This window comes from Pseudoxanthomonas kalamensis DSM 18571, from assembly GCF_010211745.1.
GTDB lineage: Bacteria > Pseudomonadota > Gammaproteobacteria > Xanthomonadales > Xanthomonadaceae > Pseudoxanthomonas_A > Pseudoxanthomonas_A kalamensis.
The window spans coordinates 395,539-408,617 of record NZ_PDWQ01000004.1 but is presented as its reverse complement, the minus strand read 5'-3'; the positions used below and the strand labels follow the sequence as shown (position 1 = coordinate 408,617).

The following is a 13,079-nucleotide window of genomic DNA, read 5'->3' as shown; positions in this document are numbered from 1 at the left end:
GGGCGGGTGGGCTGGTCGCGGGCGCGGACTGGGCGCGGCGTTGCGCGGCGGCTTCGTCCTCGGGGCTGGGCGCCGCCGGCTCGGGGGTGTCGGCGGCCTCCGGCGGCGGCAATGGATTCTCGGTGTGTTCGACCAGGGTCGATTGCACCGGCGAGGCGGCCGGGCGCGGCCGGGTGGGGCGCGGACGGTCGCGCTTGTCGGCGGGCTTGTTCGCCGCCGGCGGCGTGACCGGGCCGGGATCGGCCTCGCGCGGCTGGCCGATGAAGTCCACCTTGACCCGGCCACCGCTGCTGGCGCCCTGCGGCGGGGTCAGCAGCGGCTTGGCGGACAACAGCAGCAGGATGAAGAACAGCACGTGCAGCAACGCGCTCGCCAGTGCGGCGATGGGCGACTGCAAGCGTTCCATCCTGGATGCGGCCCTGGCGTCTGCGCGGTCCGGCGCGCGACTCATGCCGGCTTGGGGGCGTCGTGGGTACGGGCCTTCATCGCGGAGGTAAGAGGGAAGGGAAGATGTGTTGCCTGATGCGCCGCATCATGATGAGGCCTGTTCCCGGCGCCTGCCAACAATGGCGGTCGTGGCGCAGGGGGCGGGGTTCAGCAAAACCCTCGCCGGAATCGCTTCGCACGCCGACGCATGCAGTGGTTCCCCACGGTGCGATACTGCCCGCTCCTTACCGGAGGATACGCAGATGAAAGCGAACGTGGGCGGCATCGACAAGTGGGTCCGCATCCTGGTGGGCGTGGCATTGATCGCGTGGGCCGCAACCGGCGGACCGGTATGGGCCTGGATCGGCGTGCTGCCGCTGGCCACCGGCCTGTTCAACTTCTGCCCGCTGTACCGGCTGATCGGCGTCAATACCTGCAAGCGCTGAAACCATCAGTGCATGCAGGGCGGATGCAAGTCCGCCCGGATCGGGTGCGGCGTTTCAGCCGCGTCGCGCGGCCTCGATGGTCGCGATGTCGATCTTGCCCATCGTCATCATCGCCTCGAAGGCGCGTTTGGCCGCCGCGGGGTCGGGATCGGCGATGGCCTCGGTCAGTGCGCGCGGGGTGATCTGCCACGACAGGCCCCACTTGTCCTTGCACCAGCCGCAGGCGCTTTCCTGGCCGCCGTTGCCGACGATGGCGTTCCAGTAGCGGTCGGTTTCGGCCTGATCGTCGGTGGTCACCTGGAACGAGAACGCTTCGCTGTGGCGGAAGACCGGTCCGCCGTTGAGGCCCAGGCAGGGGATGCCGAGCACGGTGAACTCGACGGTCAGCACATCGCCCGTTTTGCCGGAGGGGTAGTCGCCCGGTGCATGGTGGACAGCGGTGACTGCGCTGTCGGGAAAAGTCTCGGCATAGAAGGTCGCCGCTTCGAGCGCGGTGCCGTCGAACCACAGGCAGATGGTGTTCTTGTGGGTCATGGTCATGCTCCGGTGAGCGGGTTTCGCGAGGCGCGTCCGGTGGAGACTACAAGTTCCGGGACGCATCGGGATATGTTCGGGGCGAATCCGAGTGCCTGCTTCGGATTGTTGGGGGTCATGTCGGTTGTTATCCTGCATCGCCCTTCGAACAGGCAGGCGGTGGAATGGACAGGCGAGGATTCATCGGCAGCGCGGCGTTGACGGCATTGATGCTGCCCTTGGTGCGTGGCGGCACGGCACTGGCGGCTGAACACGGCCGTTTGCTGCCGCCGCCGATCAAGCGCGGCGATACCGTGGCCCTGGTCAGTCCGTCGGCGGCGGTCGACGACCCGTTCAGCCTGCAACTGGCGCGCGAGACGGTCGAGGCGCTGGGGTTCAAGGTTCGGCCCGGTGCGCATCTGGGCGCGCGTTACGGCCACCTGGCCGGTTCCGACGCCGAGCGCGCCGCCGATCTCAACGCCGCCTTCGCCGACGACGAAGTCAAGGCCGTGATCTGCCTGCGCGGCGGTTCCGGCGCGGCCCGGCTGCTGCCGATGCTCGATTACGGCATGATTCGCCGCAATCCGAAGGTGCTGCTGGGCTATTCCGACATCACCGCCCTGCATTGCGCGCTGCAGGCGCAGACCGGTCTGGTCACTTTCCACGGGCCGATGGGCACCGGCAGCTGGAATCGCTTCAATGCCGAGCAGTTCCGCGAACTGTTCTTCGAACGCAAGCTGATGCAGTACCGCAACCCGGTCGAGGACAAGGACGAGCTGGTGCCGCGCCGCAACCGGACCGTGACCGTCACCGGCGGCAAGGCGCGCGGCGAACTGTTCGGCGGCAACCTGACCGTGCTGACCGCGCTGGCCGGTTCGCCGTACCTGCCGGACTTCGACGGCAAGATCCTGTTCCTGGAAGACGTGTCGGAAGCGCCGTACCGGATCGACCGCATGTTCAGCACGCTCAAGCTGATGGGCGCGCTGGACCGGATCGCCGGGCTGATCTTCGGCGAATGCTCCGACTGCACGCCCGGCGACGGCTACGGTTCGCTGAACCTGGCGCAGATTCTCGACGACCACGTCAAGCCGCTCGGCATTCCAGCCTACCGCGGCGCGCTGATCGGCCACATCCGCGAGCAGTTCATCGTGCCGGTGGGCGGCATGGTGGAGATGGACGCCGACGCCGGCACGTTCCGCATGCTGGAGCCGGTGTTCCGCGGCTGATCGGTCCCGAATGACGCCGTTTGCGAAACCGGTCCGGTTTTCCGGCATCGCGGGCGGCGGCGTGGCCGTTTTCCTGTGCTAATGTCGCAGGTCTCGAAGGCGCGGTGGGAGGCTCCCGCACCCTCGGCTGATCGTGGCGCATGGACCGCGTTGCCTAGTCCGCTGGCGATGGCGGTGGATGCGTGTCGATTAGGGGCGAACCACATGTCGAAACTGCTTGATCTGATGAAGCGGCTCGGCCGCGACGCGGCGCTGGCCGCAGAGTACGAGAAGGATCCGGATGGCGTGATGCGGCATGCCGGATTGTCGGATGAGGAGCGCAAGGCCATGCTCGAAAAGGATTACGAGACAATCAAGCGGTTGACCGGCCTGGAGGACGGGATGTTCGCCATCAACCACATCATCAAGGCCTACGACTGACCTGCGTCGCGGCATGGACGGTCAGCGCATGCGCAGGCAGGCATTCACCGCGGTTTCCCTTTTCCTGCTGACGTTCGCCGGCAAGCCGGCGTTCGCCAACGAAGCGCTGGAACCGCAGGTCAGGGAAATCGAGCGGCTGGGGATCGCCGCGCACTGGCGCGAATCCAACGAGAAGATTGCGGCGCTGAATGAGGGACAAGCGCAGCTTTCGCCCGAACAGCACCGGCGCATCGAATACGTCCGCCTGCGCAACCTCGGCATCGCCGGCGAAAATGCGGCGGCCCTGGACGGCTTCGGCGATTTGTTGCAGCAGCAGGACCTGCCGGCGGACCTGCGCTTGCGCGCCTATACCACCGCCATCAGCATCGCCGCCAACAGCGAGAGATGGCCACAGGCCTTTGCCTGGCTGAATGAGGGTCTGTCTTCCGTGTCCGCGGCTCCGGAGGCGTCGGCAGGGCTGATGGGGGTGGCTAGCTATCTGCACGTTCTGGTCGGCGAGTACGTCAAGGCGCGGGAGCTGGCGCGTCGCGGGCTGGAGGCGGCCGAAGCCGAGGGTGAGCCCCGGGCGCTGTGTCTGGCTGCGGGGGATGTGGCGCTGGCTGAAGAATATTCCGGCAACTTTCGTGAATCGGAACGCTGGCGGCGACGCCAGGTCGAGTTGTGTGCAAAGGTCGACGATCGCATTTTTGTCGCCAACGGCAAATACGGCATCGGCAAGATGGCGCTGCGGCAGGGCCGCCAAGCCGAGGCACTGCACTGGGCGCGGCAGGCGCTGGCTGATTTTGAAGCGATTGGCTATCAGGACGGCGCCTGGAGCGACAAGTTGGTCATGGCCGAAAGCATGATCGAGCTGGGTCGGGATTTCGACCAGGCGCAGGCGTACTTGACCGGCGCGTTGGATCATTATTCGTCCAGGGAGTCGCATACTGCGCTCGCCGAGATCCAGAGCCTGCTCGCCAAGTTGGCCGAGCGACGTGACGATCTGACGGGAGCGTTGTCCTGGACCAAGCGTGCGATGGCTGCGGCCGAGGTGGCCGAGGCGGAGGCGCGCGAGCGGCGGCTGGCGTATCTGCAGGTCGAGTTCGACACCGAGCTGAAGGAACAGCAGATCGCCCGGCTGGAAGCGGAAAAGGAGCTGTCCGAACTGCAGATCGCCACGACCAAGCGCCGGCAGTGGCTGCTGGTCGCCGGCATCGGCAGCTTGCTGCTACTCGCCGCCCTGCTGATCAGCATCCTGCGGCGTTCGTTCCGCGATCGCCGCCGCTACCGTTGGCAGTCCGAGCACGACAGCCTGACCGGCCTGTACAACTACCAGCAGGCGCGCAAGCTGGGCGAGGAGGCCTTCGCCCGCACCCGCAAGACCGGGCAGCCGTTCACCGCGATCGTGGCCGACATCGACCGTTTCAAGGGCGTCAACGACCATCATGGCCATGCCGCCGGCGACGAGGCCTTGCGTTCGCTCGGTGCCTGGATCGGCGAAATCGTCGGCGACCGGGGCATTGCCGGTCGCAGCGGCGGCGACGAATTCACCATCCTGCTGGAAGCCGATGCCGCGCAGGCCGAGGCCCTGCTGCAACGCCTGCGCGAGCGCATCGAACCGATCAGCGTGTTCGGGCAGACCGTGCACTTCAGCATCAGCTACGGGGTCTGCCAGGCGAACGGCAATGCCGCCACGCTGGAACAGCTGATCCACCAGGCCGACCAGGCGTTGTACCGGGCCAAGCAGGAAGGCCGCGACCGCACGGTCCGCGCTGGCGAGTCCGAAGCCGTGGAGTCGGGGGCGGGCCTGGTGGTGGTGGGGTGCGGCATCGATTTCGGTCGCCATGCCAGCGAGCGCTGCCTGTCGGAAATCCGCGAGGCCGAGGTGGTGTTCTGCCTGGTCGATCCGTTCGCGTTGGCGATGATCCGCGATTTCCGCCCCGATGCGATCAACCTCGGCGCCCATTACGCCCCCGGCAAGGACCGCAGGCAGACCTATCGCGAGATGGAGGCGGCGATCATGGCCGAAGTGCGCGCCGGCAAGCGGGTGTGCGCGGCGTTCTACGGACATCCGGGCGTGTTCGCCGACGTGCCGCATGCGGTGGTGCGCAAGGCGCGCGCCGAAGGCATCCCGGCGCGGATGGAGCCGGGCGTTTCCGCCGAGGCCTGTCTGTATGCCGATCTCGGCATCGATCCCGGCCAGCGTGGCGTGCAGTCGATGGAGGCGACCCAGTTCATGGTCGACGACCGTTGCCCCGATACCGGCGGACTGGTCCTGTTGTGGCAGGTGACCCTGTCGGGCGATCTGTCGTGCAGTCGGTTCCACGCCGACAGCGAAGCCTTGCAGGCCTTGGTCGATCGGTTGCTGCGCTGGTATCCGCCCGGGCACGAAGTGATCCTGTACGAAGCGGCACGTCTGCCGATCGAAAGCTTCCGCGCCGATCGCCTGCCGTTGCGCGATCTGCCATCGGCGCGCTACGAGGAATGCACCACCCTGGTCATTCCACCGTTGCCTCGCGGGCGCGAAACCGTTGACGATGGCGATGATGCCGAAGCCGTCGCCGGTTCCATTCCGGCCTAGAACCGGCGATCCGCGGACGAATCCGCCTGCATCGATTGCGCGGTTTGCGTATCGGCAGTGCAGCCATTAAGGTGTCCGTGCGGCGTTTCCATTGCTGCATCGTGAGTCTGCCGGTGCAGGTCGGATACCGCATTTCCCTTTTCTCGAATACCAAGGAGATCATCCATGGAGATCACCGCTGCCCGTGTTGCCAGCATTCATTACACCCTGACCGACGATGCCGGCCAGGTGCTCGACAAATCGCCGGAATCGCAGCCGCTGCGCTATTTCCACGGCGCCGGCAACATCATTCCGGGCCTGGAGAAGGCGCTGGAAGGCAAGCAGGCCGGCGATGCGCTGAAGGTCGAGGTCAAGCCGGAAGAAGCTTATGGCGTGCGCAACGATGCGCTGGTGCAGACCCTGCCGCGGGATGCCTTCAAGGGGGTGGACAAGGTCGAGCCGGGCATGCAGTTCCAGGCCCAGAGCCAGCGCGGCCCGGTGCTGGTGACGGTGATGGACGTCGGCGAGAACGAAGTCAGGATCGACGGCAATCATCCGCTGGCCGGCAAGACCCTGCACTTCGATGTGCAAGTGGCCGAGGTGCGCGATGCCACCGAACAGGAAAAGCAGACGGGACAGGTCGAAGCCTGAGGCAGGGACGGCAGGCCGGTCCTCGGGTGTAAAGTCGGGTTTCCATTCGACAAGCGGAATCTTCCCGACGTGAGTACCGGTTTCTATCCGATCGGCAGCCCCGGCGTGGCCTGGGGCGAGGCCGAGGTTTCGGCATGGCGGGCGCGCCAGCAACCACAGCGCAGTTACGCCGACGAGGTGCTGTTGCGCATCGATGCTTTGCGCGGCCGCTTCGACGTGGCGCAATACGGCGAACTCGACTATCCGCCGCAGCGCCTGCCGTTGTTCGCGGTGCGCAGCAAGGATTGGGACGAGGCCTTGCCCTGCGCGCTGGTGACAGGCGGCGTGCACGGTTACGAAACCAGCGGCGTGCATGGCGCGTTGCAGTTTCTGGAAACCCGTGGCGAAGACCATGCCGGGCGGATCAACCTGCTGGTCGCGCCCTGCGTCAGTCCCTGGGGCTACGAGCGCATCCAGCGCTGGAATGCCGATGCGGTGGACCCGAACCGCTCGTTCCGCGTCGGCAGCACGGTGCAGGAATCCGCTGCGCTGATGGCCCTGGTGGCACCGCTGCGGGGCCGCTTTCTGCTGCACATTGACCTGCACGAGACCACCGACAGCGACGAAAGCGAATTCCGGCCGGCGCTGGCCGCGCGCGATGGCAAGCCGTTCGTGCCGGGAACCATTCCGGACGGGTTCTACCTGTGCGCCGACAGCGCGGCGCCGGAGCCGGCCTTCCAGCAAGCGGTCAATGCAGCGGTGGCCGAAGTGACCCACATCGCCCCGGCCGACGACAACGGCGAGATCATCGGTTCGCCGGTGGTGGCGCCGGGCGTGATCGAATACGACTGCAACGTGCTGGGCCTGTGCGCCAGCGTCACCGACGCCCGCTACCGCACCACTACCGAGGTCTACCCGGACAGCCCGCGCGCGACCCCGGCCCAGTGCAACGACGCCCAGGTGGCCGCGGTCCGTGCCGCACTGGATTACGCGCTGGGCCACCGCTGACACGGCGCGCTTGTCTTGCGAAGGCGCGCCGGCTACCGTGCCGGTCCCTTTCCTGCAACGAGTATCCAGAATGATCCAGCGCATCGACGCCGGCCCGCGCATGTCCGAGGCCAGCATCCACAACGGTGTGGTCTATCTGGCCGGGCAGATTCCCGAGAGTCCCGACGCGGGCATCGAGGTGCAGACGGCCGAAGTGCTGGCGGCCATCGATGACTTGCTGGCACAGGTCGGCAGTGACAAGACGAAGATCCTGCGCGCGCAGATCTACCTGGCCGACATCGCCGATTTCGACGGCATGAACCGGGCCTGGGATGCCTGGGTGGTCGCAGGCAGCGCGCCATCGCGCGCAACGGTGGAAGCGAAGCTGGCCAATCCGGCGTGGAAGGTCGAGATCGTGGTGACCGCGGTGGTTTGAGGCTGCGCGGCCCGACTCGGATCAGGCCACCATGCCGTAGTGGGTCTTCGTGCCACCTCCCGAGGAAGGGCCTGTTCTTGATTTGCAGCGTTCGTTCCCGTTTCATGGAGTGCAGGGGAGATGGCAGATGGAAACATGAAGCGACAGGGGCTCAAGCAGGTCAAAATTCGCCGGGACGATGGCGTGTCCAGATTGCGCTGGGACCGCCTGGAGGTTCTGCTGGCCGAGCATTACCGCCAGCAGGGATATCGGGTCGAACACGTGGGTACGGGTGCCAGCGGCCAACGATTCGATGGTGGAATCGATCTCAAGCTGCGACAGGACGACCAATACATACTGGTCCAGTGCAAGGGCTGGAATGCTTATCAGGTACCACACAATGAGGTACATCAACTCATCGGGCTGATGGTCAACGAAGGAGCCACGGGAGCCATCCTGGTCACGACCGGTGAATTTACCCGCAAGGCCATTGAGTCGGCGACCAAGCTGGGCCACGTCCAATTGGTTGACGGCAATGACTTGCGGGAGATGTTGGGGCCGTTGCCCACTGACGAAATCATGCGGTTTGCACCGGGGCGAGAGACTCGCAATGGCGAGTTTGGACAGGACAGGGTGCAGCAGGCAGGAAAGCTGGCCGCTGGAATAAGCGAGCGCATGCTCGGAGCACTGGAAGACCGGATCCGATATGGGGGGCGAAGCCGTGGTCGTGGTCGTGGTCATGGTGCGCAAGCGTTGCTGTATCTGGCCGGGGGAAAGTTGCTGGGGTTGGTCGTGTCGTTTGGCTTGTTCCTGTTGGTAGTCTGGGTTGCAGTTTCCGTGTTGACACATGGGTTGACTTCGATCACGGCCCGGGCGGGGAAGACGGAGGTTCCGGTTGTCCATGAGATGCCGGTTCAGGCGCGATCTTCCTCAACACAGGCAAGGGCAGTGCCCATGTCGGCAGGGAGCCGGCCGGCCGAGCCATCTGCCGCTCCGTCGACATCGAAGCAATGGACGCCGGAAGAAATCCGCCGACAGGAGCAGCGTGCCAAGGAGGCGATGGAGATCATTGCCGATTCCACGCCGGAGTTATGATTGCCGGGGCGGTTTGTGTCGAGTGTTGTGACTCGGGGGGGGGCAGCCATGCCGGCTGCCTGTGATCAGTTGAGGCGCTTGCGCAGCGTATCCAGCTTGGCCTGGTAATGCTGTCGAGCCTCGCCCTGGCTGAGTTCGCTGGCGCGAACCAGGGCATGGCTGGCGCGACGAGTATCGCCCATCAGCAGGTAGGCACGAGCGAGCCCGAAGTGGAAGCGGTGTTCGCCGGCGTACAGGTCGATTGCGCGCTTGTAGTACTTCACGGCGTCGGCATAGTTGCCTTGGCGCTCGTATTCGGAAGCACGGACGTACTGGAAGAAGGGATCGCGCGCCTGCACCGCATTCAAGCGCCGGTTGATCGAGGCAGCCTTGCGTGTCTGTTCGCTGCGCTGGTAATAGGCCGCCAGATTGAACAGCGTTCCCTCGTGCGAAGGTTGCAACGACAGCGCGTGTAGGTAATAACGCTCGGCCTCGTCGCCATGCCCCATGCGCAGTTGCACGACCCCGGCATTGCTCCAGCTGGTGGCGTAGTCGGGGTCCAGCTCCAGCGAACGCACGGAGTACGCCCAGGCGGCGTCCATCCGGCCTTCGGCGAGCAGCTCGGCAGCGCGATTGTTGTAGTAGTGCGCCAGCAGGCGGTTGTCGGCGATGCGTTCGGGCGGGTTGCGTGCGATCACCGAATCCTGCGCCACATCGACGCTGAGCTTGCGCTGGTAGATGCGCACGCCGGCATTGACGTGGTTGGTGCGATAGACGGTATTGGCTTCCTGGCGCCAGGACAGGGTTTCCTCGATCTGCTGGCCGTAGGCCTCCAGGCCGGCCTCGCGCGCCAATGCGACCGTCAGCAGGGTGAAGGTCAGGCAATTCGCGCGACGGGTCTGGAAGGCTTCGGCCACCGTGTAGCTGGCGTCGTATTCGTAGGTCATGCCGAGACCGTCCTCGTGGAACAGGAAGTCGGCCAGCCTTTCCAGGCGCTGTTCCCTGGATTGGGTGGGGTCGATGACCCGTTGCTGCAGTTGCTCGCGCAGGGCGTCGGGAATGGCCAGTATCTGGTCCGGTGTCGGCGGGACGGACTCTGCCATCGCCCGTGGTGCTTCCACGGGAGCCATGTTGGCGACTGTCAACGCCGCGAGCAATGCCAGACCGAACATGCCGGGGTTCCTCCCTGCCGCATGCGCAGCATACTGCGAATCCGGCGTCGGGGAGTATGGCGGCGCAACATGCGATGAACGGCTGGCGGAGACCTCCGCGTTCATCTTGCCGGGATGCTGCGCGCATGGGCGGGAGGTATGCTGATGCACTTCCACAAGGCCGGGGGAACATCATGGCGACCGGATGGGCCGGCGACGGCGCGGTGCAGGACCAGATCGATGCGACGGTGAAGGACGCCATCCAGCGCGCTCGCAGCCGGATGGCGCGTGGACCGGGCCTGAGCCGCTGCGAAGAATGTGATGCGCCGATTCCGGAAGCGCGACGCAAGGCGGTACCCGGCGTGCGTCTGTGCGTGGCGTGCCAGGAAGCTGAGGATGCGGAGGAGGGTTCGCATGGCGGCTACAACCGTCGCGGCAGCAAGGACAGCCAGCTGCGCTGAACGTCCCGATGGTATTGAACGCCATGTTGCGTTGCGAAAAACGCGCAGGTGCATGAATCACATGTTCAGCTTGTCATCGAATTGACCGCGTTCGCTAACCCAAATTCAACGGCGCGGCCGTTACCTTGTTCGCACGCCCGCATCCGCCGCGCGATGGCCGTCCAACGACGCCATTCGCGGCCAATGCGGGCGACCACTTTCCGGGCGATGCCGTTGCTTCGACCGGCTATCGCGACTGCAACCAGTGCAGCACGCCATGCCCGGCGCGATGTCCGCTGGCGAAGCAGGCGGTAAGCAGGTAGCCGCCGGTCGGCGCTTCCCAGTCGAGCATTTCGCCGGCGCAGAATATGCCGGGCAATGCGTGCAGCATCAGCGTCGCGTCCATCGCCTCCAGCCGCACGCCGCCGGCGCTGCTGATCGCTTCGGCCAGCGGTCGCGGTTGGCGCAGACGCAACGGCAGCCGCTTGATCAGTTGCGCCAGCGTGGCGGGATCTTCGCGCTGCGCTTGATCCGTGCATTCGCGCAGCAGGGCGGCACGGGCGCCGCCCAGGCCGGCCTGACGGCGCAGGCGTTCGCTGAAGCTGCGACCGTTGGCCGGGCGTTGCAAGTCGGCGTGCAGTCGTTGCTGCGTTCGTCCCGGTGCCAGGTCCAGTTCCAGCCGCGCATGGCCATCGCGTTCTATCTGCTCGCGCAACGGCGCCGACAGCGCGTAGATCAGGCTGCCTTCGATGCCGGTCGCGGTCAGCACGCATTCGCCTTGCAGGGTGTGCGGTTGGCCGTGCTCGTCCTGCCAGTGCGCCACCACCGGTTTCAGCGGTGCGCCGGCATGGCGCTGGGCGAAGTGTTCGCTCCAGCCGATGTCGAAACCGCAGTTGGACGGCCGCAGTGGCGCCACCTCCACCCCATGTGCCTGCAGCAGCGATGGCCAGGTGCCGTCCGAGCCGAGTTGCGGCCAACTGCCGCCGCCCAGCGCCAGCACCGTGGCGTCGGCATCGACGCGGAGGTCGCCCTCCGGGGTGTCGAAATGCAGGCGGCCGGCGTCGTCCCAGCCCTGCCAGCGATGATGAACGTGGAAGCGCACGCCCTGTTCGCGCAAGCGGCGGATCCAGCCGCGCAACAGCGGCGCGGCTTTCAGGTCGGCGGGGAACACGCGTCCGGAACTGCCGACGAAGGTTTCCACGCCCAGACTGCGCGCCCAGTCGCGCAGGGCGTCGGGGCCGAACTCGCGCAACCAGTCGCCGACGGCGTCGGCGCGTTCGCGGTAGCGGGAGACGAAGGCGTCCAGCGGTTCCGAATGGGTCAGGTTCAACCCGCCCTTGCCGGCGATCAGGAACTTGCGTCCGCCCGAACCCTTGGCCTCGTACAGGTCGACCGCATGGCCGGCGGCACGGATCGTTTCGGCGGCCATCAGCCCGGCCGGGCCGGCGCCGACCACGGCGACGCGGGCGGGTTTCATCGAATGCGGCAGGCGGTATGCATCCATGCATTATGGCCGGCGGCTGGTGCGGACGGTCGATCGGCTATGCTGCCGACGATGTCCCGATTGCTGCTCAACCTGCGCAACGTTCCCGACGACGAGGCCGACGAGGTGCGCGCCTGGCTCGACGAACACGGCATCGCCTTCTACGAAACCCGGCCCGGCATGTGGGGGATCACGGCCGGCGGCATCTGGATTTCCGACGAAGCGAAACTGCCGCAGGCGCGTGAGCTGATGCGCGACTACCAGGCCGCGCGCAGCCGAACGGCGAAAGCCGAGCGCGAACAGGCGTTGAGGGAAGGGCGTGCGGAAACCTTCCTCGGCCTGCTGCGGGCGCGTCCAGGCTACGTGCTGGGCATGCTGGCGGCGATGCTGGCGATACTGGGCCTGACCCTGGCCCTGCCGTACCTGCTGCTGCGCTGAAGCGGCCGCCGGGCGTCGGCGCCGGTAGAATGCGCGGATGATATTGAACATCGCCGCCTACCATTTCGTCCGCATCGACGACCCGTCGGCGCTGGCCGCGCAGTTGCGCGAAGCGGCCGAGGCGCTGGAATTGCGCGGCACGGTGCTGGTGGCGGGCGAGGGGATCAACCTGTTCCTGGCCGGTGACGAGGCGGCGGTGGACGGACTCCTGCAGCGGCTGACCACCGATCCGCGCTTCGCCGCCCTGCAGGTCAAGCGCAGCTGGAGCCAGGCGTGCCCGTTCGCCCGGCTCAAGGTCAAGCTCAAGCCGGAGATCATCCGCTTCGACCGCCCGCAGGCCGACCCGCTGCGGCAGCGGGCGCCGGCGGTGGCGCCGGAAACCCTGGCAGGCTGGCTGCGGCAGGGGCATGACGACGATGGCCGGCCGCTGGTGATGCTGGATACCCGCAATGCGCAGGAGGTGGCCTACGGCACCTTCGAAGGCGCGCTGACCCTGCCGATCGCCAAGTTCACCGACCTGCCGCAGGCGCTGGAGCCGCACCGCGAGGCGCTGGCCGTGGCCACCGTGGTCAGTTTCTGCACCGGCGGCATCCGCTGCGAGAAGGCGGCGCTGTGGATGCGCCAGTCCGGCATGGACAATGTGCTGCAGCTGGACGGGGGCATCCTGGGGTATTTCGAGCGGGTCGGCGGGCAGGGCTACGACGGCCGCTGTTTCGTGTTCGACCAGCGGGTGGCGCTGGACCCGGCCCTGCGGCCGCTGGCCGAGCCGGCGGCCGTTTCCTGAACGGGCTCGCTTTTTTGCCCGAACCTGCGTATCGTGCGCGGCACTGTGCTTGCCTGGGCCACAGTGAATCGTGACCCGATGCAGTAGATCCGACGATCGGCTACATC

15 protein-coding genes and 1 pseudogene are annotated in these 13,079 nt (G+C 66.5%); 11 read left to right on the top strand and 5 right to left on the bottom strand.

All coding sequences use genetic code 11. From position 1 onward, the window contains the following. Window positions 1-397: pseudogene (locus CSC70_RS10480) on the bottom strand (type II toxin-antitoxin system RelE/ParE family toxin); the annotation flags it as partial. A 292-nt stretch (window positions 398-689) separates the two neighbouring features. On the opposite strand from CSC70_RS10480, the gene CSC70_RS10475 reads away from it, so the two are divergent. After that, window positions 690-872, top strand: a complete 183-nt coding sequence (locus CSC70_RS10475) for a YgaP family membrane protein (RefSeq protein ID WP_162456573.1) — start codon at window positions 690-692, stop codon at window positions 870-872. 54 nt (window positions 873-926) lie between these two features. On the opposite strand, the gene CSC70_RS10470 is transcribed toward CSC70_RS10475, so the two are convergent. Next, the gene (locus tag CSC70_RS10470; protein WP_162456572.1) at window positions 927-1,406 is read right to left on the bottom strand and encodes a VOC family protein; all 480 of its coding nucleotides are present in this window, start codon (window positions 1,404-1,406) and stop codon (window positions 927-929) included. 164 nt (window positions 1,407-1,570) lie between these two features. On the opposite strand from CSC70_RS10470, the gene CSC70_RS10465 reads away from it, so the two are divergent. The 3 genes from CSC70_RS10465 (at window position 1,571) to CSC70_RS10455 (ending at window position 5,591) form a co-directional block, all read left to right on the top strand. Then, window positions 1,571-2,611 carry a S66 peptidase family protein gene (locus CSC70_RS10465; RefSeq protein ID WP_162456571.1) on the top strand — a complete coding sequence of 347 codons (1,041 nt, stop codon included), beginning with the start codon at window positions 1,571-1,573 and terminating at the stop codon, window positions 2,609-2,611. Between the two features lie 204 nt (window positions 2,612-2,815). Next, window positions 2,816-3,031: a hypothetical protein gene (locus tag CSC70_RS10460; RefSeq protein ID WP_162456570.1), complete on the top strand. Its 216-nt coding sequence runs from the start codon at window positions 2,816-2,818 to the stop codon at window positions 3,029-3,031. A 13-nt stretch (window positions 3,032-3,044) separates the two neighbouring features. Then, a complete protein-coding gene (locus tag CSC70_RS10455; RefSeq protein ID WP_211369470.1) occupies window positions 3,045-5,591 on the top strand; it encodes a diguanylate cyclase in 2,547 nt (848 codons plus the stop codon). Here the strand turns inward: CSC70_RS10455 and CSC70_RS10450 are convergent. Continuing rightward, window positions 5,588-5,758 (bottom strand): hypothetical protein, encoded by a 171-nt coding sequence (locus CSC70_RS10450; RefSeq protein WP_162456569.1) that lies wholly within the window; start codon window positions 5,756-5,758, stop codon window positions 5,588-5,590. The genes CSC70_RS10455 and CSC70_RS10450 overlap by 4 nt on opposite strands. Between CSC70_RS10450 and CSC70_RS10445 the strand changes: the two genes are divergently transcribed. The 4 genes from CSC70_RS10445 to CSC70_RS10430 all read left to right on the top strand — a co-directional run bounded on the left by CSC70_RS10445 (window position 5,757) and on the right by CSC70_RS10430 (window position 8,697). Continuing rightward, window positions 5,757-6,221, top strand: a complete 465-nt coding sequence (locus CSC70_RS10445; protein ID WP_162456568.1) for an FKBP-type peptidyl-prolyl cis-trans isomerase — start codon at window positions 5,757-5,759, stop codon at window positions 6,219-6,221. The genes CSC70_RS10450 and CSC70_RS10445 overlap by 2 nt on opposite strands. Window positions 6,222-6,290: 69 nt before the next feature. After that, entirely contained in the window at window positions 6,291-7,208 is a 918-nt protein-coding gene (locus CSC70_RS10440; protein WP_162456567.1) for a M14 family metallopeptidase, read from the top strand. 70 nt (window positions 7,209-7,278) lie between these two features. Then, on the top strand, window positions 7,279-7,623 hold the full coding sequence (locus tag CSC70_RS10435) for a RidA family protein (protein ID WP_162456566.1): 345 nt from the start codon (window positions 7,279-7,281) through the stop codon (window positions 7,621-7,623). A 120-nt stretch (window positions 7,624-7,743) separates the two neighbouring features. Continuing rightward, the gene (locus tag CSC70_RS10430; protein WP_162456565.1) at window positions 7,744-8,697 is read left to right on the top strand and encodes a restriction endonuclease; all 954 of its coding nucleotides are present in this window, start codon (window positions 7,744-7,746) and stop codon (window positions 8,695-8,697) included. Between the two features lie 65 nt (window positions 8,698-8,762). On the opposite strand, the gene CSC70_RS10425 is transcribed toward CSC70_RS10430, so the two are convergent. Next, entirely contained in the window at window positions 8,763-9,779 is a 1,017-nt protein-coding gene (locus tag CSC70_RS10425; protein ID WP_162456564.1) for a transglutaminase-like domain-containing protein, read from the bottom strand. Between the two features lie 242 nt (window positions 9,780-10,021). Here CSC70_RS10425 and CSC70_RS10420 point away from each other — a divergent pair, with 242 nt between their 5' ends. Continuing rightward, window positions 10,022-10,288 carry a DksA/TraR family C4-type zinc finger protein gene (locus CSC70_RS10420; protein WP_162456563.1) on the top strand — a complete coding sequence of 89 codons (267 nt, stop codon included), beginning with the start codon at window positions 10,022-10,024 and terminating at the stop codon, window positions 10,286-10,288. 226 nt (window positions 10,289-10,514) lie between these two features. Here the strand turns inward: CSC70_RS10420 and CSC70_RS10415 are convergent, their stop codons facing one another. Then, entirely contained in the window at window positions 10,515-11,744 is a 1,230-nt protein-coding gene (locus CSC70_RS10415) for a TIGR03862 family flavoprotein (RefSeq protein WP_162456594.1), read from the bottom strand. A gap of 78 nt (window positions 11,745-11,822) precedes the next feature. Between CSC70_RS10415 and CSC70_RS10410 the strand changes: the two genes are divergently transcribed. Both CSC70_RS10410 and CSC70_RS10405 read left to right on the top strand, forming a co-directional pair. Continuing rightward, complete coding sequence (locus CSC70_RS10410; protein WP_162456562.1) at window positions 11,823-12,188, top strand: DUF6164 family protein; 366 nt, start codon at window positions 11,823-11,825, stop codon at window positions 12,186-12,188. Between the two features lie 37 nt (window positions 12,189-12,225). Next, complete coding sequence (locus CSC70_RS10405) at window positions 12,226-12,972, top strand: sulfurtransferase (protein WP_162456561.1); 747 nt, start codon at window positions 12,226-12,228, stop codon at window positions 12,970-12,972. Window positions 12,973-13,079: the final 107 nt, after the last annotated feature.

Coding starts and splice junctions, on each gene's coding strand:
- CSC70_RS10415 (WP_162456594.1), bottom strand. CDS start 11,744: ATGAAACCCGCCCGCGTCGCCGTGGTCGGCGCCGGCCCGGCCGGGCTG.
- CSC70_RS10460 (WP_162456570.1), top strand. CDS start 2,816: ATGTCGAAACTGCTTGATCTGATGAAGCGGCTCGGCCGCGACGCGGCG.
- CSC70_RS10405 (WP_162456561.1), top strand. CDS start 12,226: ATGATATTGAACATCGCCGCCTACCATTTCGTCCGCATCGACGACCCG.
- CSC70_RS10455 (WP_211369470.1), top strand. CDS start 3,045: ATGGACGGTCAGCGCATGCGCAGGCAGGCATTCACCGCGGTTTCCCTT.
- CSC70_RS10420 (WP_162456563.1), top strand. CDS start 10,022: ATGGCGACCGGATGGGCCGGCGACGGCGCGGTGCAGGACCAGATCGAT.
- CSC70_RS10435 (WP_162456566.1), top strand. CDS start 7,279: ATGATCCAGCGCATCGACGCCGGCCCGCGCATGTCCGAGGCCAGCATC.
- CSC70_RS10445 (WP_162456568.1), top strand. CDS start 5,757: ATGGAGATCACCGCTGCCCGTGTTGCCAGCATTCATTACACCCTGACC.
- CSC70_RS10425 (WP_162456564.1), bottom strand. CDS start 9,779: ATGGCAGAGTCCGTCCCGCCGACACCGGACCAGATACTGGCCATTCCC.
- CSC70_RS10430 (WP_162456565.1), top strand. CDS start 7,744: ATGGCAGATGGAAACATGAAGCGACAGGGGCTCAAGCAGGTCAAAATT.
- CSC70_RS10410 (WP_162456562.1), top strand. CDS start 11,823: ATGTCCCGATTGCTGCTCAACCTGCGCAACGTTCCCGACGACGAGGCC.
- CSC70_RS10475 (WP_162456573.1), top strand. CDS start 690: ATGAAAGCGAACGTGGGCGGCATCGACAAGTGGGTCCGCATCCTGGTG.
- CSC70_RS10465 (WP_162456571.1), top strand. CDS start 1,571: ATGGACAGGCGAGGATTCATCGGCAGCGCGGCGTTGACGGCATTGATG.
- CSC70_RS10470 (WP_162456572.1), bottom strand. CDS start 1,406: ATGACCCACAAGAACACCATCTGCCTGTGGTTCGACGGCACCGCGCTC.
- CSC70_RS10450 (WP_162456569.1), bottom strand. CDS start 5,758: ATGGATGATCTCCTTGGTATTCGAGAAAAGGGAAATGCGGTATCCGAC.